This window comes from Burkholderia sp. MSMB1589WGS, from assembly GCF_001636105.1.
Taxonomy (GTDB): domain Bacteria; phylum Pseudomonadota; class Gammaproteobacteria; order Burkholderiales; family Burkholderiaceae; genus Burkholderia; species Burkholderia humptydooensis.
In genome coordinates this window covers 976,509-995,319 of sequence record NZ_LNJT01000006.1, presented here as the reverse complement: position 1 = coordinate 995,319, position 18,811 = coordinate 976,509, and the positions used below count along the sequence as shown (strand labels likewise).

Here is an 18,811-nt window from a genome sequence, read left to right as displayed (position 1 = left end):
GCCCGCGTCGCGCGGGCTTTTTGCATGTTGGGGGCCGGGGTTGCGGGGCGGCCGGCGGCGGCCGCACGGCGCGCGTCGCGCGCACCGTCCGTCAGAGCAGCGGCGCGAGCGCACGCTCCGCGTCCGCCTTCGACAGCGCCATCCGGCGCGCGAAATCCTCGAGCTGGTCCTGGCCGATCTTGCCGACCGAGAAGTACGTGCTGTCCGGATGCGCGAGATAGAAGCCCGACACGCTCGCGGCAGGCAGCATCGCGAGCGAATCGGTGATGCTCATCCCGATTTCGTCTGTATGAAGCGCTTCGAACATTGCGCGCTTCACGAGGTGATCGGGGCACGCCGGGTAGCCGGGCGCCGGGCGGACGCCTGCGTACTTCTCGGCGATCAGCGCGTCGTTGTCGAGCTGCTCGCCCGCCGCGTAGCCCCACAGCTCGCGGCGCACGCGCGCATGCATCGCTTCGGCGAACGCTTCCGCGAGCCGGTCGGCGAGCGCCTTCAGCATGATCGCGCTGTAGTCGTCGTGGTCGGCGAGGAACTGCTTTTCCTTCGCGTCGACGCCGATGCCGGCCGTCACCGCGAACATCCCGATGTAGTCGGCCACGCCCGAATCCTTCGGCGCGATGAAATCGGCAAGCGACCGGTTCGGCCGCATCGCGCCGTCCACCACCGGGCGCACGCTCTGCTGGCGCAGGTTGCGCCACGTGAGCAGCACTTCCGAGCGCGTATCGTCGGTGTAGATCTCGATGTCGTCGTCGCCGACCGTGTTCGCGGGCAACAGCGCGATCACGCCGTTCGCGGTCAGCCAGCGGCCCTGGATCAGGCGCGCGAGCATCGATTTCGCGTCGGAGAACACGCGGCGCGCCGATTCGCCGACGATCTCGTCGTTCAGGATCGCCGGATACGGGCCCGCGAGATCCCAGGTCTGGAAGAACGGGCCCCAGTCGATGTAGTTCGCGAGCTCGTTCAGGTCGTAGTTCCTGAACACGCGGCGGCCGATGAACTTCGGCTTGACGGGGGCGTAGTGCGCCCAGTCGATCTTCGTCTTGTTTGCGCGCGCCTCGTCGAGCGTGACGAGCGGCAGCGCCTTCTTGTTCGCATGCTGCGTGCGAATGCGCTCGTAATCGGACTTCAGCTCGTCGAGGTACTTCGCCGCGCCTTCGTCGGACAGCAGGCTCGATGCGACCGACACCGAGCGCGACGCGTCCGGCACGTAGACGACAGGCCCTTCGTAGTTCGGTGCGATCTTCACGGCGGTGTGCACGCGCGACGTGGTCGCGCCGCCGATCAAGAGCGGAATCTTCTTCACGCGGAAGTAGTCGTCGCGCTGCATCTCGGAGGCGACGTAAGCCATCTCCTCGAGGCTCGGCGTGATGAGGCCCGACAGCCCGACGATGTCGGCGCCCTCGACCTTCGCCTTCGCGAGGATCTCGTTGCACGGCACCATCACGCCCATGTTGACCACTTCGAAGTTGTTGCACTGGAGCACGACCGACACGATGTTCTTGCCGATGTCGTGCACGTCGCCCTTCACGGTCGCGATCACGATCTTGCCTTTCGCGCGCACGTCGCCGCCCGCTTCCGCGAGCAGGCGCTTTTCTTCCTCGATGAACGGGATCAGGTGCGCGACCGCCTGCTTCATCACGCGCGCGGACTTCACGACTTGCGGCAGGAACATCTTGCCCTGGCCGAACAGGTCGCCGACGATGTTCATCCCGTCCATCAGCGGGCCTTCGATCACGTTGATCGGGCGGCCGCCCGCCGCGGCGATCTTCGCGCGCGCCTCCTCGGTGTCCTCGACGATGAAGTTCGTGATGCCGTGCACGAGCGCGTGCGCGAGACGCTTCTCGACCGGCTGGTTGCGCCATTCGAGGTTCTCTTCCTTCTTCGCGGCGCCCGTCTTGAACTTGTCGGCGATCTCGAGCAGGCGGTCGGTCGAATCCGCGCGGCGGTTCAGGATCACGTCCTCGACGCGCTCGCGCAGCTCCGGGTCGAGCTCCGCATACACGCCGAGCTGGCCCGCGTTGACGATGCCCATGTCCATCCCCGCCTGGATCGCGTGATAGAGGAACACGGTGTGGATCGCCTCGCGCACGGGATCGTTGCCGCGGAACGAGAACGACACGTTTGACACGCCGCCGCTCACCTTCGCGTGCGGCAGGTGCTGTTTGATCCAGCGGGTCGCCTCGATGAAGTCGACCGCGTAGTTGTTGTGCTCCTCGATGCCGGTCGCGACCGCGAAGATGTTCGGATCGAAGATGATGTCCTCGGGCGGGAACCCGACTTCGTTCACGAGCACGTCATACGAGCGCTTGCAGATGTCGGTCTTGCGCGCGAAGGTGTCCGCCTGGCCCTGCTCGTCGAACGCCATCACGACGCTCGCCGCGCCATAGCGGCGAATCAGCTTCGCCTGGCGCACGAACGCAGCCTTGCCCTCCTTCAGCGAGATCGAGTTGACGATCGCCTTGCCCTGCACGCATTTCAGGCCCGCCTCGATCACGTCCCACTTCGACGAGTCGATCATGATCGGCACGCGCGCGATGTCCGGCTCCGACGCGATCAGGTTCAGAAAGCGCACCATCGCCGCCTTCGAATCGAGCATCGCCTCGTCCATGTTGATGTCGATCACCTGCGCGCCGTTCTCGACCTGCTGGCGCGCGACGGCGAGCGCCTCGTCGAACTGGCCATTGAGGATCATCCGCGCGAACGCCTTCGAGCCGGTGACGTTGGTGCGTTCGCCGACGTTGATGAAGAGCGTCCCGGACGTGACGTTGAACGGCTCGAGGCCGGCTAGGCGCATCGTATGGTCGGTCATGGCGGTGCGTGCGTATTCGGGTTGGCGGATTGGGGTGGGACGTGCGGCGTGCGTGGCGCGTCAGGCGGCTTCGCTGTACTGGCTCGGCCAGCGGCGCGGCTTGACCTCGGCGAGCGCCTTCGCGATCGCCGCGATGTGCTCGGGCGTGGTGCCGCAGCAGCCGCCCGCGACGTTCACGAGGCCCGCCTGCGCGAATTCCTTCAGGAGGCCTGACGTGACGTCGGGCGTTTCGTCGAAGCCGGTATCGCTCATCGGGTTCGGCAGGCCCGCGTTCGGGTAGCACGACACGTAGGTGTCGCACAGCTTCGAGAGTTCGGCGATGTACGGGCGCATCAGCGCCGCGCCGAGCGCGCAGTTCAGGCCGAACGTGAGCGGCTTCGCGTGGCGCAGCGAATTCCAGAACGCCTCGACCGTCTGGCCGGACAGGATGCGGCCGGACGCGTCGGTGACGGTGCCCGAGATCATGATCGGCAGCCGTTCGCCGGTGTCGTCGAACAGTTGGTCGAGCGCGAAGAGGGCGGCCTTCGCGTTCAGCGTGTCGAAGATCGTCTCGACGAGGAACAGGTCGACGCCGCCGTCGAGCAGCGCCTTCGCCTGCGCGTAGTACGCGTCGCGCAGCTCGTCGAACGTGACGTTGCGCGCGCCCGGATCGTTGACGTCGGGCGAGATGCTCGCCGTCTTCGGCGTCGGCCCGATCGCGCCCGCGACGAAGCGGGGTTTCTCCGGCGTCGCGTATTTGGCGGCCGATTCGCGCGCGAGCCTGGCCGACGCGACGTTCATCTCGGCGGCGAGCGCTTCCATCCCGTAGTCGGCCTGCGCGACGGCCGTCGCGCCGAACGTGTTCGTCTCGACGATGTCGGCGCCGGCGGCGAAGTACTGGTCGTGGATCTCGCGGATGATCTGCGGCTGCGTGATCGACAGCAGCTCGTTATTGCCTTTCACGTCGCGCGAAAAATCCTTGAAGCGCTCGCCGCGATACGCGGCCTCGTCGAGCTTGTAGCGCTGGATCATCGTGCCCATCGCGCCGTCGAGGATCAGGATGCGCTGCCGGAGCAACTGCGGCAGCGCCGCGCCGCGCGTGTACGGCGCGGCGAGGGCGGCGGATGGGGCGGAAGACGCGGTCGGCTTGGGCTCGGACATGGCGGATTACCGGCGAATCGGAAAGCCGTCATTGTAGCCGCTGCTTCCGTCGCCCGTGAGGCGGCCGCGCGTGGACAAACAAAGCCCCCGCGCGGCGGCCGGGCGGGGGCGGATTGGAGTGCGCCGGATCGCGTCGGGCGGCGGCGCTGTCGCGGACCCGCGGGTCCGGCAGGCGGCCGCGCTGGCGCGACGTCAGTGGAGAACGACGGGTTGCGTCATCAGGCTGTCGAACTGCCCGAGGAATTCATCGACTTCGTCGAGCGTCGGCTCGGCCTTGATCAACTGCTTCACGTGCTCGCGAAAGCGCGCGGCGAGTTCGCCGTCGATGAAGATTTCGCGTTGCGCGTTCTTGTCGACGATTTCGTAGCCACCCGAGTTCATCGCGTGGTGGCCGTCTTGCGGCGGAAATTCGACGACGCAGTAGTTGGGGCTGTTGTAGATCATTTGCATGGCGGCACTCCTCTTTGCTGTGGCTTTCGGCCGTGTTGCCCCGTAAGTGGGGCGGACCGAGCCGGTTTCAAGGGGTTGGCGCTGCACGCCGGTCGCATCTCCGGGGCGTATCGGTTGGATGCCGATGACCTTAAAACGTTTCCGATTCTCCTCCGGTGGACGAAAGTTGGTGTCAAAGATTGTCAAGGTTGTTGCCGCTCGTGAACGGCGGGCGGACTGGCCGGCGCGCCCGCGGTCGAATTTACCGATTCGTCTGCGTTGCGCGGCGCGCCGGACGCGGGCGTCGGCGCGGACGCCGCGCCGGAGTCGCCGTTCGCATCCGCGCTTGCGCGTTCGCCCGCCGCGTCGCTCGCGCTCGCGCGCTGGCGCAGCAGCAGCTCGATCTGCGCGCCGCTCGGTTCCGTCTGAACCATCCGCACGGGCAGCCAGCCGAGCGACGGCGCGAGCCAGATGTCGATGCGGCGCGCATCGCCCGCGCGGCGCGGCAGTCGCATGAAATGTCTAGCATCGAGCGAGCCCGCGCTCGTCGAGATCGTTTCGTCGTCGATCGTCGTGATCGGCCATGTCTCGCCGCTGTCGCGATCGACGACGAAGAACTCGCGCGTGACGCCCGGACGATACGCGTCGGGATCGCCGCCGACGAGGCCCGCGAGCTGCATCAGCATGCTGAAGCGGTCCTGCGCGCCGTCGGGCAGCGCGAGCGAATTCGGCGTGCCGGTGAACACGATTTGCTTCGTCTCGCGATTGAAGATCGCGAAGTCGGACGGCCGCCTGCCGCGCGTCTCGACGTAGCGTGCCGGCGCGATGCCGAACGCGTCGACGCGGCCGCGGCTTTCGTAGGTGTACGGGCCGACGAACGGCACGGGCATCGATACGTACAACGAATAGCCGCTGCCGTCGGTGCGCCAGTGGATCGTGCCCGGCATGTTTTGCATGCCGTTGTAGAACGTGTCGTATTGCAGGTCGGCGGATGGCGGCAGCGCGAACTTGACGCCCTTCGTTGCTTCGCCCTTCGTTGCTTCGCCGGGTGGCGCGGCTGCGCCCGACGCGCCGGCCGCTGCGCTACTTGCCGCGCTGCCCGTTGCGTCGCTCGCCGCACCGCTCGCCGCCGCGCCCGCCGGCTCGGCCGCGGAAGCGGTGGCGGAAGCGGCGGCGGGAGATTCGTCGGGAGATTCGACGGCGCTCGATACGGGCGCCGAAGCGCGCGGCGCACGGGCGCGCGGCGCGGGCGCGGGCGCAGGCGCAGGCGCCGCGCGCTTCGGCGCGGCCCGCGGCCCGTCGGCGGCGGGCTTCTCGGGCGCGCTCGCGCGCTCGATCGGCTGCGGCTTCAGCAATTCGACCTGAACCGGCACGTTATCGGGCTCGACGGGCTTGAACGGCTCGCGAAACCGCACGAGCCACAGCGCGGCGAGCCAGTGCAGCGCGAGCACGAGCGCGAGAACGAACGCCGCGCGCCGCACGCGGCGCGGATTCGGTGAAACGATGGACGACGAAGGCATCAGGGGCGGGCGAGCCTCTCGAACAGCGACGAAACGGGAAACGGAGCGCGCGACTCGCGCGCTCCGGAATGCGGCGGCGCCCGTCAGGCGTCGCGCGCCCCTTCACTATACCCAAGCTCGTACGACAGCTTTTGCGCGCAGGCGCGCAGCGCGACGTCGACCTCGCCGCCCCAGCGGATGTCGAATGCGCCTTCGTGGCCGAGCGCGATGATCGCGAGCGCGAGATCGCCGACCGCGTCGAACACCGGCATCCCGAATGCGTTGATCGTCGGCAGCAGCATGCCTTCGACGCGCGCCGCGCGATGCGCGCGCACGTCGGCGAGCGCCGCGTCGACTTCGGCGGGCGTGCGCGGGCCCGTGTAGTGCGCCGCGCGCCGCGTGTCGGCGAGCTCGCGCGCGATCATCGCGGCCGTCTTGCTGCGCGGCAGATACGCGGCGAACACGAGGCCCGTCGCCGAACCGAGGAGCGGCATCACGTCGCCGAGCTTGAGCGACGCCTTCGCCGGATGGCTCGACTCCATCCAGTGGACGATCGTCGGCCCCTGGTTGCCCCATACCGCGATGCCGACTGTCTGGTCGAGCTGATCGCGCAGCGCGGTGAGCGCGATCCGCGCGAGCTTCACGCCGTCGACGCGCGCGAGGCGCGCCAAGCCCATCTGCAGCGCGAAGCCGCCGAGTTCGTAGCGGCCCGACACCGGGTCCTGCGACACGAGCCCGAGCCGCTGGAAACTGACGAGGTAGCGGTGCGCCTTCGCCGGGCTCATTGCCGCGCGCTGCGCGAGGTCGCGCAGCATCATCGCGCGCGGCTCGCTCGTCAGCACGTCGAGAAGGCGAAAGCCGACTTCGATCGACTGGATGCCCGAGCGGACCTTTTCCTCGGCGGAGTCGTGGTCGTCGGGGAGATCGTCGTCGGGGGCGTCGGTTGCGTTCGAGGCGGACTTGTTCACGGCGTTGCGGGAGAAAGGGAGGTGGAGCCCCGCGCGGCTCGCAGCGCGTGCCGCCGCGCGGATTCGCCATCGTAAAATAGATTCCTTCCATCGTCACTACAACGGCTCACTTCCTTATGAAACTTGCTTCGCTCAAGGACGGCACGCGCGACGGCCAGTTGATCGTCGTATCCCGCGACCTGCACACGGCGGCGATCGCCGACGCGATCGCGCCGACGCTGCAGCGCGTGCTGGACGACTGGGCGTTCTACGCGCCGCAACTGCGCGACCTGTACGACGCGCTGAATCACGGCCGCGCGCGCAACGCGTTCGCGTTCGAGCCGGCCGACTGCATGGCGCCGCTGCCGCGCGCGTTCCAATGGGCGGACGGCTCCGCGTACGTGAACCACGTCGAGCTCGTGCGCCGCGCGCGCGGTGCCGAGATGCCGCCGGAATTCTGGACCAATCCGCTGATGTACCAGGGCGGCAGCGACGATTTCCTCGGGCCGCGCGACGACATCGTCTGCGCGTCGGAGGCGTGGGGCATCGATTTCGAGGCGGAGGTCGCGGTGATCACGGCCGACGTGCCGATGGGCGCCGCGCCCGACGAAGCGCTGAAGGCGGTGCGGCTCGTCACGCTCGTGAACGACGTGTCGCTGCGCAACCTGATTCCCGCCGAGCTCGCGAAGGGCTTCGGCTTCTTCCAGAGCAAGCCGGCGAGCGCGTTCGCGCCGGTGGCCGTGACGCCCGACGAGCTCGGCGAGCACTGGCGCGACGGCCGCCTGCATCGCCCGATGCTCGTCCACTGGAACGGCAGGAAGGTCGGCCAGCCGGATGCGGGCGTCGACATGGTGTTCCACTTCGGTCAACTGATCGCGCACGCGGCGAAGACGCGCAACGTGCGCGCGGGCTCGATCGTCGGTTCGGGCACGGTGTCGAACAAGGATGCGAAGCGCGGCTACTGCTGCATCGCCGAGAAGCGCTGCCTCGAGACGATCGAGCACGGCGCGCCGCAGACCGAGTTCATGCGCTACGGCGACAGGGTGAAGATCGAGATGGTCGACGAGGCCGGGAAGTCGATCTTCGGCGCGATCGAGCAGGCGGTGGCGCCGGTGGACGCCGCCGCGTGACCGGGCCGCAGCGGTCGCGCAGTCCGCTCAGGCCGCGCAGGCGGGTATCGCCGCCGCGCACGCGCCGCATTGCCCATCCCGCGCCGGGTTTCGCCGGATGACCGCGCCCCCGGCCTTCGCTACACTGAATTTGCACGCGTCGCGACCGCCAACTCCACACCCACCTCGAAGGGAGGTCCAGCATGACCGATCTCGCTCTCTATGCCGGCTACGAAGCGCTGCGCGTCCGGCGTCAGCCGCACGGCATCGTCGAAATCGTGATGAGCGGCGAAGGCGCGAACCGCAGCGGCCTCGCGGTCGCGAGCGAGGCGATGCACCGCGAGCTCGCCGACATCTGGCGCGACGTCGACCGCGATCCCGACGCGCGCGTCGCGGTGATCCGCGGCGAGGGCAAGGGCTTCTCGGCGGGCGGCGATCTCGCGCTCGTCGAGCGGATGGCCGGCGATCACGCGGTGCGCGAGCGCGTCTGGCGCGAGGCGCGCGATCTCGTCTACAACGTGATCAACTGCGGCAAGCCGATCGTGTCGGCGATGCACGGGCCGGCCGTCGGAGCGGGGCTCGTCGCGGGGCTGCTCGCCGACGTGTCGATCGCCGCGAAGAGCGCGCGGATCATCGACGGCCACACGCGTCTCGGCGTCGCCGCGGGCGATCACGCGGCGATCGTCTGGCCGCTGCTGTGCGGGATGGCGAAGGCGAAATACCACCTGCTCCTCTGCGAGCCCGTGAGCGGTGAGGAAGCCGAGCGCATCGGGCTCGTGTCGCTCGCGGTCGACGATCACGATCTGCTGCCGAAGGCGTATGAGCTCGCGGAGCGCCTCGCGCAAGGCTCGCAAAGCGCGATCCGCTGGACCAAGTACGCGCTCAACAACTGGCTGCGGCTCGCCGGGCCGACGTTCGACGCATCGCTCGCGCTCGAATTCATGGGATTTTCCGGGCCGGACGTGCGCGAAGGCATTCGCTCGCTGCGCGAGCGCCGCGCGCCGGACTTCACGGGCGACGCGCCTTCGTGAGCGCCGCGCGCGCTATGATCGATCATGGACGCCGCCGCCGCGCGGCGTTTCTCCGCGACCCGCTTCACTCGCTTCGAAGGAATCGACGATGACCGACACCAACGGCTCCAATCCGTTTTCCGGCTACGGCAGCTTTCAGCCCGCCGGCTTCCTCGACAAGATGTGGGACATGATGCGTCTTGCACCGTTCGGCGCAATGAGCGCGTTTCCCGGTGCGTCGCAAGGGTTGCCGCCTTCGCTGTCGGCGATGTCGGACCTGATGGCGCCGCTCGCGAGCGTCGAGGAGCTCGACAAGCGGATCACCGATCTGCGCGCGGTCGAGCAATGGCTGAAGCTCAATCTCGGCATGCTGCAATCCGCGATCCAGGCGCTCGAGGTGCAGCGCGCGACGCTCGCGACGCTGCGTGCATTCGGCACGCTCGCGCAGACGTCGATGGCCGCTGCCGAAGCCGCGCTGTCGCCCGACGACTCGGCGCAGCGCGAATCCGCGCCGGCGACGAAGCGCGAAGCGTGCGCCGGCGAGCCGGCCGACGCGCGCGCCGGCTCGGATACGGGCGCCGAGGCGGGCGCGGCGGGCGACGCCGGCAACGAAACGCCGCCGTCCGCCGCCGACGCATTCGATCCGGCGGGCTGGTGGAACCTGCTGCAATCGCAATTCGATCAGCTTGCGCGTTTTGCGATGACGCAGCCGGGCATGGCGGCGGGCGGCGACGCGCACGCGTCGGGCGCGGCCGCCGCGCCGAAGCCGTCCGCCGCGAAGAAGCCGGCGACACGCCGCGCCGCTTCCCCGCGCGCGAGCGGCTCGGCGGCCGACCGCGCGCCGGGCGCATCGAGCGCATCGAGCGCGGCCGGCGCAGCGAAGCCCGCCGCCGCGAAGAAGCCGGCGAAGCGCAGCCCGTGACGCGCGCGGCGCCGATGAGGACACGCTGAGGCAGACATGCGGCTCGCGCTCGTGCTGATGGGAGGCGGCGCGCGCGCCGCGTATCAGGTCGGCGTGCTGAAGGGGCTCGCCGAGATCGCGCATGACGTCGATCCGAAGCGGCGCACGTCGCCGTTCACGGTGATCTGCGGCTCGTCGGCGGGCGCGATCAATGCGACGTCGCTCGCGAGCCACGCCGACGACTTCGAGTACGGTGTGCGGCGTCTGCTCGAATTCTGGGAGCAACTGCGCGCCGAGCGCGTCTACCGGACCGACTGGCTCGGCATCGCCGCCGCGGGCGCGCGCTGGCTTGCCGCGATGAGCATCGGCTGGGCCGCGCGCCGCTCGCCGCGCGGGCTGCTCGACAACGCGCCGCTCGCCTACCTGCTGCGGCGCGAGCTCGACTTCCGCCGGATCGAACTGATGCTCGAGGCGCGCAAGCTGCATGCGCTGTCGGTGACGGCGCTCAGCTATTCGAGCGGCCGGCACCTGACGTTCTATCAGGCGAGCGAGCCGATCCAGGCATGGCGGCGCGCGGAGCGCACCGCGCGGATGGTCGACCTGTCGGCCGAGCATCTGATCGCGTCGTCGGCGATCCCGTTCGTGTTTCCCGCGGTGCCGCTCGTGCTCGACGGCCAGATCGAATATTTCGGCGACGGCTCGATCCGGCAGATCGCGCCGCTGTCGCCCGCGATCCATTTCGGCAGCGACCGGATCGTCGTCGTCGGCGCGGCGGACCCGCGGCCCGAGGTGCCCGCCGCGAGCGGCAACGGGCGCGGCTACCCGTCGCTCGCGCAGATCGGCCAGCAGGTGCTCGCGAGCGTGTTCCTCGATTCGATCGGCGCGGACATCGAGCGGATCGACCACGTGAACCGGATGATCGAGCACCTGCCCGCGTACGTCGAGCCGGCGAGCGGCTGGCGGCACGTCGACGTGCTCGCGATCGCGCCGTCCGAGCGGATCGAGCTCATCGCGTCGAAGCATCTGAAGCGGCTGCCGCTCACGGTGCGCGGGCTGCTTGGCGCGGTCGGCGGCAACAAGCCGGCGGGCGCGTCGTTCGCGAGCTATCTGCTGTTCGAGGCCGAGTTTGCGCGCGAACTCGTCGAGCTCGGCTACCGCGACGCTCACGGGCAGCGCGAGCGGCTCGCGCAGTGGATCGCGTCCGCCGAGCGCCGCGTCGCGGAGGCCGAGCGCGCTCCCGGCGCGAGCGTCGGCGCGGGCGCGAGCGTCGCGCGGCGGACGACGATGTGATGGGCGCGGCGAACTCGTCGCGTCCGGCCGTCGCCCCCGCGGTTTCGGTTGCGTTTTCGCCACGCTGACGGAATGCTTTCGCTGCGACGCTTTGCCGCACGGGCGCGGCTCTGGCGTTCGCCGCCGTCCCGGAACGGTCATGGTCGCGTGCTATCATGGCCGCCGCCGAATACATCACATCGGGCCGCTCGCGCGCGGCCGTCCAGGACGGCAGGCGCGTGCGGGGCCTTGCAACGAAGCCGGCGGTGCGCCGGCGCCTTTCAGGCACGCGCGGCACGGCTTCCGATCGCCGGGAGCGCTGAGTGCGGCCTGCCCCACGGTGGAAGCGCGGTCGCCCGGCGTCCGGCGCGAAACCTGCGTCCGGGCCCGGATTAGCGCGTAAAATTATTGACTTGGCCGCGAAAGCGCCCTCACTGGGCCGATTTTCCGCAACAGTCTCGTTTAGTTGTCGCATTGCGCAGAACAGGGGTGGGACCATGAACACCATGCTTTATCCGGAACTCTACAAGTCGCTCGAAGCCGTCCGCTGGGACATGGAAAAGGACATCCCTTGGGACAAGTTCGACGCGTCGCTCCTGACCGACGAGCAGGCGAAGACGATCAAGATGAACGCGATCACCGAGTGGTCGGCGCTGCCCGCGACGGAGATGTTCCTGCGCGACAATCATCACGACAGCGACTTCTCCGCGTTCATGAGCGTGTGGTTCTTCGAGGAGCAAAAGCATTCGCTCGTGCTGATGGAGTACCTGCGCCGCTTCAAGCCGGAGCTGATGCCGACCGAGGAGGAACTGCACGCGGTGCGCTTCGAGTTCGACCCGGCGCCGCCGCTCGAGACGCTGATGCTGCACTTCTGCGGCGAGATCCGCCTGAACCACTGGTATCGCCGTGCGGCCGAGTGGCATACCGAGCCCGTCATCAAGCACATCTACGAGACGATTTCGCGCGACGAGGCGCGTCATGGCGGCGCGTATCTGCGCTACATGAAGAAGGCGCTCAGCAACTGCGGCGATGTCGCGCGCGCGGCGTTCTCGAAGATCGGCGTGCTGATGGCGTCGGCGCGCCGCACCGAGAAGCCGCTGCACCCGACGAACCTGCACGTGAACCAGTCGCTGTTCCCGCGCGACACCGTGCAGTCGCGCCTGCCCGATCCGGAATGGCTCGAGCGCTGGCTCGACGAGCAGATCCGCTTCGACGGCGAGTGGGAGAAGAAGGTCGTCGAGCGGATTCTGCACAACCTGTCGGTGCTGTTCGAGCGCACGTTCGCGACCGCGCAGGAGCTGAACCGCTACCGCAAGGAAGTGACCGCGCGCCTGCAGCCGGAGAGCGGCCCGGCCGCCACGCAGCCCGTGTGACGCGCGGCGCCGCATCGCGACAGGCTCGCTCGCAGGTCCGGCGGGCTTTTCTTTTGCCGATTCTTGCCGATGCGGGTCGCGGCCGGCGCGTGTGAGCCGCGACGCTCGACATCGTTTTCCCGTTCATCCGTCCAACGAGTTTTCGCCCCATGCCCGCTTCGTTCGAACGCAAGCTGATCACCCGCGACGCGCTCGTCGCATTGCGCGCGTCGCTGCCCGCGCCCGTCGTCTTCACGAACGGCGTGTTCGACATCCTGCATCGCGGCCACGTCACCTATCTCGCCGACGCGAAAGCGCTCGGCGCGTGCCTCATCGTCGGCGTGAACAGCGACGCATCGGTGCGCATGCTCGGCAAGGGCGACGACCGGCCGATCAACGTGCAGGAAGACCGGATGGCGCTTCTCGCCGCGCTCGAATGCGTCGACTGGGTCGTCGGCTTCGACGAGAAGACGCCGGTGTCGCTGATCGAGGCGGTGCGCCCCGACATCCTCGTGAAGGGCGGCGACTACGACATGGACGCGCTGCCCGAATCGGCGCTCGTGCGCGGATGGGGCGGGCGCTCGCTCGCGATTCCGTTCGAGCACGAGCGCTCGACGACCGCGCTCTTGAAGAAGGTGCGCTCGCAGTCGAGCTGAGCGAGTGCGCGCGCGACGGTGGTCTGCCGCCGGGTTATCGCGCGGCGGGGGCGCGCGGGGAGGTTGGCGCGAGGGCGGACGCGGCGGGCGACGATGAAGATGCCGACGCCACCGGCCAGCCCGGCGCTGCGCCGAACGCGTTCAGTGGCGTGGCGTCGAGCGTCGGCGACACGATCGGCCCGCCGACGATCGGCTGATCCGCCGCCTGCGACACGGGCGTCACGCGCAGCGCATCCGGCCGCACCTGCAGCAGCGCATGGCCCGGCTCGCGCGGGCCCGCGGCGGGCAGCGGGCCGAACACGCCGCGCACCACGACGAACGCGAGCATGTTGGCGAGAAAGAGAATCGAGATCAGCCAGCGCAGCATCGTCAATACTCCCAGGAATCGTTTCGTTACCCTCACTCCATCGCGCATCGCCGCGAGGCCCCGCTTCGTGCGCGCGGCGCGCAGGCCGCATCCGCGCACGGCGCGCGTCACGCCGAATGCGCGATCAGCGCGAGACCCGTCAGCACGAGCGTGTCGTGCCGCGTGTGCGGGACGGTCAGCGCGCGCACGATCGCATCCGCCGCGCCGCCCGACAGCACGAGCCGCACGGGCGCCTTCCACGCTTGCTCGAGATCGCGCCACGCGCGCTCGATGAGCCCCGCCTGCGCCTGCAGGCAGCCGGCCGACAGCGCATGCGGCGTGTCGATCGCGAACGGCGTGTGCGGCGCGTCGTTCGCGGCGAGCTCGTCGAGCAGGCTCGTCGCCGCGTCGATCGACACCGTCGGCAACTGCGCTGTGTGCATGCCGAGCGAGCGCATCATCAGCGCCCAGCCGGGCGCGATCAGCCCGCCCGCGAAGTGGCCGTCCGCGCGCAGCGCTTCGAGCGTCGTCGCGGTGCCGAACGTCGCGATCAGCAGATGCTCGCCCGGAAACGCGGCGTGCGCGCCGATGAGCCCCGCCCAGCGGTCGCTGCCGAGGCGCGCAGGTTCCGCGTAGCCGTTCGTCACCCCGCACTGCGCGGCGCTCGCGCGCACGACGGTACGCGGCAGCGCGGGCCAGTGCGCGTCGATCAGCGCGTCGATGCGCGCGGCAGCCGCGTCGCCGGCGACGTTCGAGATCCACGCGCCGCGCGGCGCGGGCAGCGTCGACCAGTCCGGGGTGTCGTCCGCATGCTCGAACGCGCCGCTCGTGACGAAATGGCGCTCGGTATCCGCGAGCGCCCATTTGATGCGGCTGTTGCCCGCGTCGATCAGCAAGCGCAAACCGCTCATCGGACGGCTCCCGGCGCGCGCAGCGACACGTCGCCCGCCGCGATCGCCTGCCGGCCGGCGGGCGTGTCGAGCAGCAACTGGCCGGTTTCGTCGATGCCGACGGCGATGCCGCGCGCGTGCTCCACGCCGCGTTCGAGCAGCGCGACTTCGCGGCCCGCGTAAGCGTGCAGCGCGTTCCAGCGCGCGGCGAACGGCGCGAGGCCGTCGGCCGCGAACGCGTTCAGCGCGGCGGCGAGCGCGTTCAGCGCGGCGGCGAACGCATCGGTGAGCGTCGCGCCGGCGCGCACCGAGGCGAGCGTGACGGGCGGCAGGCCGCCCGCGAGCGTCGCATCGCGCGCGCGCAGCGCGTCGATTTCGGCCGCGGCGGCGTCGGCCGTGCGCACGTTGACGCCGAAGCCGATCACGACCGCGGTCGCATCGCTCGTGTTCCAGACGGTTTCGATCAGCACGCCGGCGAGCTTGCCGACGATCGCGGTTTCGCCGTCGCGCGTCGTCGCGACGAGCAGGTCGTTCGGCCATTTGAGCGCGATGCGGCGGGCGTCGTCGGCGACGCCGTCGCGCGGTTCGGCGGGCAGCGCGGCGAACGCTTCGGCAAGCGCCGCGCCGACGGCGAGGCTCAGCCCCGCGAGCGCGCCAACGGGGCGCGGCAGCACGCACGCGACGGAGCAAAGCAGCGCGTCGCCCGGCTTCGCGAACCACGGGCGGCCTTGCCGGCCGCGCCCGGCCGTCTGCTCGTACGCGACGCGCGCGATCGGCGCGGCGAGCGCGTCGCGGCGGCGGGGCAGCGTTTTCAGGTGCGCGCCGAGGTCGGCGTTGGTCGAGCCGGTCGTGTCGACGATCTCGATCGACCATTCGCGCGCGGCGGGAGCAAGGTGCGCATCGACGCGGGCGCGATCGATGAGCGGCCCGTCGCTCGCGGGCGTTGAAGGTTGGGTGGCGACATTCATGGCGCGTATTGTTGCGGAACTGGCCGACGGTTGCCAGCGTAATGTTCGATGGTCCCGTCGCTTGACGGGGAGGGCGGATCGCGTCCGTGCGCGGGTTCGTCGGCGATGCGCCCATCATAGCCGCGCACGGGCGGCGCTGCGTCGCGGCGCGCGCTCACGGCGGCGGGCCGTCACCTGTCACCGCCACTCGCCATCCGCTACCTGTCATTCGCTGCCCGCTACCCGTCGTTGCCCGTCACCGCCCCGCCGTCACCGCCCCGCTCCGCCGTCACCGCCCGCTCAAGGCGCGAGCGCCGGATGCTTGAGCGCGTGCGCGGCCTCGATCCACTGCGCATGGAACGCGTCGGGATCGCGCGGCAGCCCGAGCTCGCCGTTGCGGTATGCGATCGCGAGCGTTTGCACCGCTTCCGGCAGCTCGTGGTCGGCGGCCTGCCGGTACAGCGCGAGCGCGCGCGCTTCGTCGCGATGCACGCCGCTGCCGTCGCGGTAAGCGTTCGCGAGCATGAACTGCGCGGCCGCGATGTCGTGCCGCGCGGCAAGCTCGAACCAGCGGGCCGCCTCGGTCGGATCGGCGGGCGTGCCGTAGCCGCTGCGGTAGATGAGGCCGACGTAGTACGCGGCGTTCGGATCGCCCGCGGCGGCGAGCGGGCGCAGCATCGCGAGCGCGCGCGGGTAGTCGCGCGCGACGCCGCCCGTGCCGAGCAGCCAAGCCTTGCCGAGCGCGAGGCGCGCGTCGCGCACGCCGGCGCTCGTCGGCGCGCGGCCGGCCGGGTTCGCGTGCGCGGCCGTTTCGAGCCAGCGCCTGCCTTCGTCGCGCAGCGCGAGATCGCGCGAGCCGGCGAGCGCAAGGCCGAGCGCCGATTGCGCGTCGGTCGAGCCGCGCCGCGCGAGCGCGCGCAGGCGGCCGAGCGCGTTCGGCTCGGCCGCCTGTTCGACCATCGCGCGCCATTCGTCGAGTTGCGCGCGGGTGACGCCCGGCGCGCCGGACGCCGGGCGCCCGATCCGGTCCGTTGCGGCGACACCCGCCGCGAGCGCCGCCGCGACGGCGAGCATGCCGACGGGCGACAGCGTCGCGCGCAGCAGGCGCCGCAGCGGCGATGGGCGACGGGCGCCATCGGGCGGCGTCGCGGCTTGAGCATGAGTCGAGAGCAGATTCTTGGTCGCGTTCATCATCGAGGTGAATCGGTTTCAGGGTCGACGGGCGGGGCGGCGCGCGGCGCGTCTTGGCGGGGCGCGCCGCCCGCTCCGTCATTGCGTCAGATCGATCTCGTAAGTCGCGAGCCCCTTGCCGGAGCCGTCGTCGGCCGCGACCTGTGTGATGCCCGCGACGCTCGCGGCGTTCGCGAGCGCGACGAGGTTCGGCGCCGATGCGAACTGCACGTGCGCGATCGAGCCCGCGAGCTTCGTGAAGCGCCAGCTACGCTGCATGCCGTCCGCCGCGCGCGTGATCTGGCCGCGTTTCTTGATGTACGCGATCAGCACGTCGCGGTTCGCGTCGGGCGACGCGAAGATCGTCTTGCTGCCGTCGAGGCCCGGGAAGTTGCCGCCGCCGCTCGCGCGGTAGTTGTTCGTCGCGACGATGAACTGCGCATTCGGATCGATCGGCGCGCCCTTGTACACGAGGTTCCTGATCCGGCTGCCGACCGCCTGCGTGACGTCGATCTCGTAGCGCAGATCGGCGGACGTGAACATGTCGAAGTTGTAGCCGGGGAACGAACTCACGAGCTTCTGCACGGTCGCCTTCGTCGGATCGATCGTGTTGAAGCGCTTCGCCGCGGTCTCGAGCCAGTTCTTGATGTCCGCGCCGCTCGCCTTCACCGCGTAGACCGTGTTCGGATACAGGTAGAGGTCGGCCGCGTTGTTGATCGCGAGCGCGCCCGCCGCGACGTCGGTGAAGTCGTTGCCGCCGCCGAAGCCGCTCTTGAACGGCGCGCTCACCGACAGCACCGGCAGCGACGCGTACTGCGGCAGGTTCGCCTGCACGTAGCTCGCGACGTAGTCGGCCTGCGCCTCGTTGACGATCCGGATCGCGCCCGGGTCGCCCACGTCCGCGAAATAGCTGGTCATCCGGTAGTCGGTGCTGCCGATCGGCGTCTTCACGTAGTCGATCGTCGCCTGATGCTCGGCCGCGATCGCCGCGGCCACCGACGGATCGGCGGCGACGTAGCTCTTGTCCGGATTCTGGATCGAGCGCGCCTCGACGCTCGTCTGCGATTTGTCGACGCTCCACGTCTTGCCGTCGAACGCGAGGCCGAGCTTGATCACGCCGAGGTGCTTGCCCCAGTAGTTCGCCATCACGGTCGGCACGCCGTTGACCGTGCCCTTCGCCTTGTCGACGCCCGGCAGGTTGAACTGCGCGACCGTGCTCGTCGCGTCGGGGAACACCTGGTGCGAGTGGCCGATCAGCATCGCGTCGATGCCGGGCACGGTGGACAGCCACCAACTGCCGTTTTCCATCGTCGGCGAGTACGGCGAGTTGTCGAGGCCGCCGTGCGAGATCGCAACGACGAGGTCCGCGCCCTTCGCGCGCATCTCGGGGATGTACTTCTCGGCCGCTTCCTTCAGGCCCGTCGTGTAGACCTTGCCGTCGAGCCAGCGCTTGTCCCAGCTCATGATCGCGGGCGGCGTGAAGCCGATGATGCCGACCTTCACGGGCGCCGTGATCGTGTGGCCGTCAGGCGTCGTCGCGGTGATGGTCTTCGTGAGGATCGTGTACGGCGTGAAGAGGGGCGCGTTCGTCTTCGCGCTGATCACGTTCGCGAGCACCTGCGGGAAGCCCGGGCCCGCGCATTTCTTCTGCTGCGCCGGATCGGGCAGGCCGTCGACGGCGAACGCGTTGCCCGTCACCTGCGACAGGTACGGCAGTCCGTAGTTGAATTCGTGATTGCCGATGCCGCCGCCGTCGAACTTCGCCGCGTTCATCACCTTGTAGATCGCGAGCGTCTCGCTGCACGACACGGGCTTCACGAGCGCCTGGTAGTCGGCGAGCGCCGTGCCCTGGATCGTGTCGCCGTTGTCGAGCAGCAGCGTGTTCGGGTATTGCGCGCGCGCCTGCGCGATCAGCGTCGCGACGCGCTCGAAACCGAGCGACTTGTCCGCCGCGAGCTTGAAGTAATCGTACGACAGCACGTTCGTGTGCAGATCGGTCGTCTCGAGCAAGGCGAGCGTCGCCTTCGTGCCGGCGGGGGCCTGCGCGTCGGACGACGCGGGGGGCTGCGATGAGTCGACGTCGTCGTTGCAGCCGGCGACGAGCGCCGCGCACGCGACGAGGGCGGCGGCTAGGCGCCGCCGGCGAAAACGCAAGGGGGATGGCATCGGGATTTTTCCTGTTCTGTTTCCGTTGAGCCGGGGATGGCGTGAGCGGCGCATGCGCCGGCGGCCTGGCATGCAGCGCGTGAGAGTATCGAAAGGAAACGTGACCGAAGAATGAAAGCTTGCGGAAGGCTGACCGGAAGGCGCGCGGAAAGCATACCGGAAGCTTGCGCG

General features: G+C 69.7%; 16 protein-coding genes. 6 read left to right on the top strand and 10 right to left on the bottom strand.

Annotation, left to right across the window (positions count from 1 at the left end; all coding sequences use genetic code 11):
- Window positions 1–91: 91 nt before the first annotated feature.
- The 5 genes from metH to WT16_RS06800 form a co-directional block, all read right to left on the bottom strand.
- The gene (gene metH / locus WT16_RS06820; protein WP_059932701.1) at window positions 92–2,809 is read right to left on the bottom strand and encodes a methionine synthase; all 2,718 of its coding nucleotides are present in this window, start codon (window positions 2,807–2,809) and stop codon (window positions 92–94) included.
- A gap of 60 nt (window positions 2,810–2,869) precedes the next feature.
- Complete coding sequence (locus WT16_RS06815) at window positions 2,870–3,949, bottom strand: homocysteine S-methyltransferase family protein (RefSeq protein WP_006024353.1); 1,080 nt, start codon at window positions 3,947–3,949, stop codon at window positions 2,870–2,872.
- A gap of 192 nt (window positions 3,950–4,141) precedes the next feature.
- Window positions 4,142–4,399 (bottom strand): DUF3567 domain-containing protein, encoded by a 258-nt coding sequence (locus WT16_RS06810; protein ID WP_006024354.1) that lies wholly within the window; start codon window positions 4,397–4,399, stop codon window positions 4,142–4,144.
- 182 nt (window positions 4,400–4,581) lie between these two features.
- The gene (locus WT16_RS06805; RefSeq protein ID WP_063532949.1) at window positions 4,582–5,898 is read right to left on the bottom strand and encodes a DUF3108 domain-containing protein; all 1,317 of its coding nucleotides are present in this window, start codon (window positions 5,896–5,898) and stop codon (window positions 4,582–4,584) included.
- Window positions 5,899–5,981: 83 nt separating this feature from the next.
- On the bottom strand, window positions 5,982–6,845 hold the full coding sequence (locus WT16_RS06800) for an IclR family transcriptional regulator (protein ID WP_015601048.1): 864 nt from the start codon (window positions 6,843–6,845) through the stop codon (window positions 5,982–5,984).
- 116 nt (window positions 6,846–6,961) lie between these two features.
- On the opposite strand from WT16_RS06800, the gene WT16_RS06795 reads away from it, so the two are divergent.
- From WT16_RS06795 to rfaE2, 6 genes are all read left to right on the top strand, one after another.
- The gene (locus tag WT16_RS06795; RefSeq protein ID WP_063532948.1) at window positions 6,962–7,954 is read left to right on the top strand and encodes a fumarylacetoacetate hydrolase family protein; all 993 of its coding nucleotides are present in this window, start codon (window positions 6,962–6,964) and stop codon (window positions 7,952–7,954) included.
- A gap of 182 nt (window positions 7,955–8,136) precedes the next feature.
- A complete protein-coding gene (locus tag WT16_RS06790; protein WP_063532947.1) occupies window positions 8,137–8,964 on the top strand; it encodes an enoyl-CoA hydratase/isomerase family protein in 828 nt (275 codons plus the stop codon).
- A gap of 88 nt (window positions 8,965–9,052) precedes the next feature.
- Entirely contained in the window at window positions 9,053–9,865 is an 813-nt protein-coding gene (locus WT16_RS06785; RefSeq protein ID WP_063532946.1) for a PhaM family polyhydroxyalkanoate granule multifunctional regulatory protein, read from the top strand.
- Window positions 9,866–9,901: 36 nt separating this feature from the next.
- Entirely contained in the window at window positions 9,902–11,134 is a 1,233-nt protein-coding gene (locus tag WT16_RS06780) for a patatin-like phospholipase family protein (RefSeq protein WP_006024362.1), read from the top strand.
- A gap of 476 nt (window positions 11,135–11,610) precedes the next feature.
- Complete coding sequence (locus WT16_RS06775) at window positions 11,611–12,486, top strand: ferritin (RefSeq protein WP_009911126.1); 876 nt, start codon at window positions 11,611–11,613, stop codon at window positions 12,484–12,486.
- Window positions 12,487–12,635: 149 nt separating this feature from the next.
- Window positions 12,636–13,121, top strand: a complete 486-nt coding sequence (gene rfaE2 / locus WT16_RS06770; RefSeq protein WP_006024365.1) for a D-glycero-beta-D-manno-heptose 1-phosphate adenylyltransferase — start codon at window positions 12,636–12,638, stop codon at window positions 13,119–13,121.
- Window positions 13,122–13,155: 34 nt separating this feature from the next.
- Here the strand turns inward: rfaE2 and WT16_RS06765 are convergent, their stop codons facing one another.
- The 5 genes from WT16_RS06765 to WT16_RS06745 form a co-directional block, all read right to left on the bottom strand.
- Window positions 13,156–13,488, bottom strand: a complete 333-nt coding sequence (locus WT16_RS06765) for a hypothetical protein (protein ID WP_063533071.1) — start codon at window positions 13,486–13,488, stop codon at window positions 13,156–13,158.
- 107 nt (window positions 13,489–13,595) lie between these two features.
- Window positions 13,596–14,378, bottom strand: a complete 783-nt coding sequence (locus WT16_RS06760) for a type III pantothenate kinase (protein ID WP_006024367.1) — start codon at window positions 14,376–14,378, stop codon at window positions 13,596–13,598.
- Window positions 14,375–15,325 (bottom strand): biotin--[acetyl-CoA-carboxylase] ligase, encoded by a 951-nt coding sequence (locus WT16_RS06755; RefSeq protein ID WP_063532945.1) that lies wholly within the window; start codon window positions 15,323–15,325, stop codon window positions 14,375–14,377. Before WT16_RS06755 ends, WT16_RS06760 begins: the two co-directional genes overlap by 4 nt.
- A 279-nt stretch (window positions 15,326–15,604) precedes the next feature.
- On the bottom strand, window positions 15,605–16,498 hold the full coding sequence (locus WT16_RS06750; protein WP_059932695.1) for a tetratricopeptide repeat protein: 894 nt from the start codon (window positions 16,496–16,498) through the stop codon (window positions 15,605–15,607).
- Window positions 16,499–16,573: 75 nt separating this feature from the next.
- On the bottom strand, window positions 16,574–18,640 hold the full coding sequence (locus tag WT16_RS06745) for a bifunctional 2',3'-cyclic-nucleotide 2'-phosphodiesterase/3'-nucleotidase (RefSeq protein ID WP_063532944.1): 2,067 nt from the start codon (window positions 18,638–18,640) through the stop codon (window positions 16,574–16,576).
- Between the last annotated feature and the right edge of the window lie 171 nt (window positions 18,641–18,811).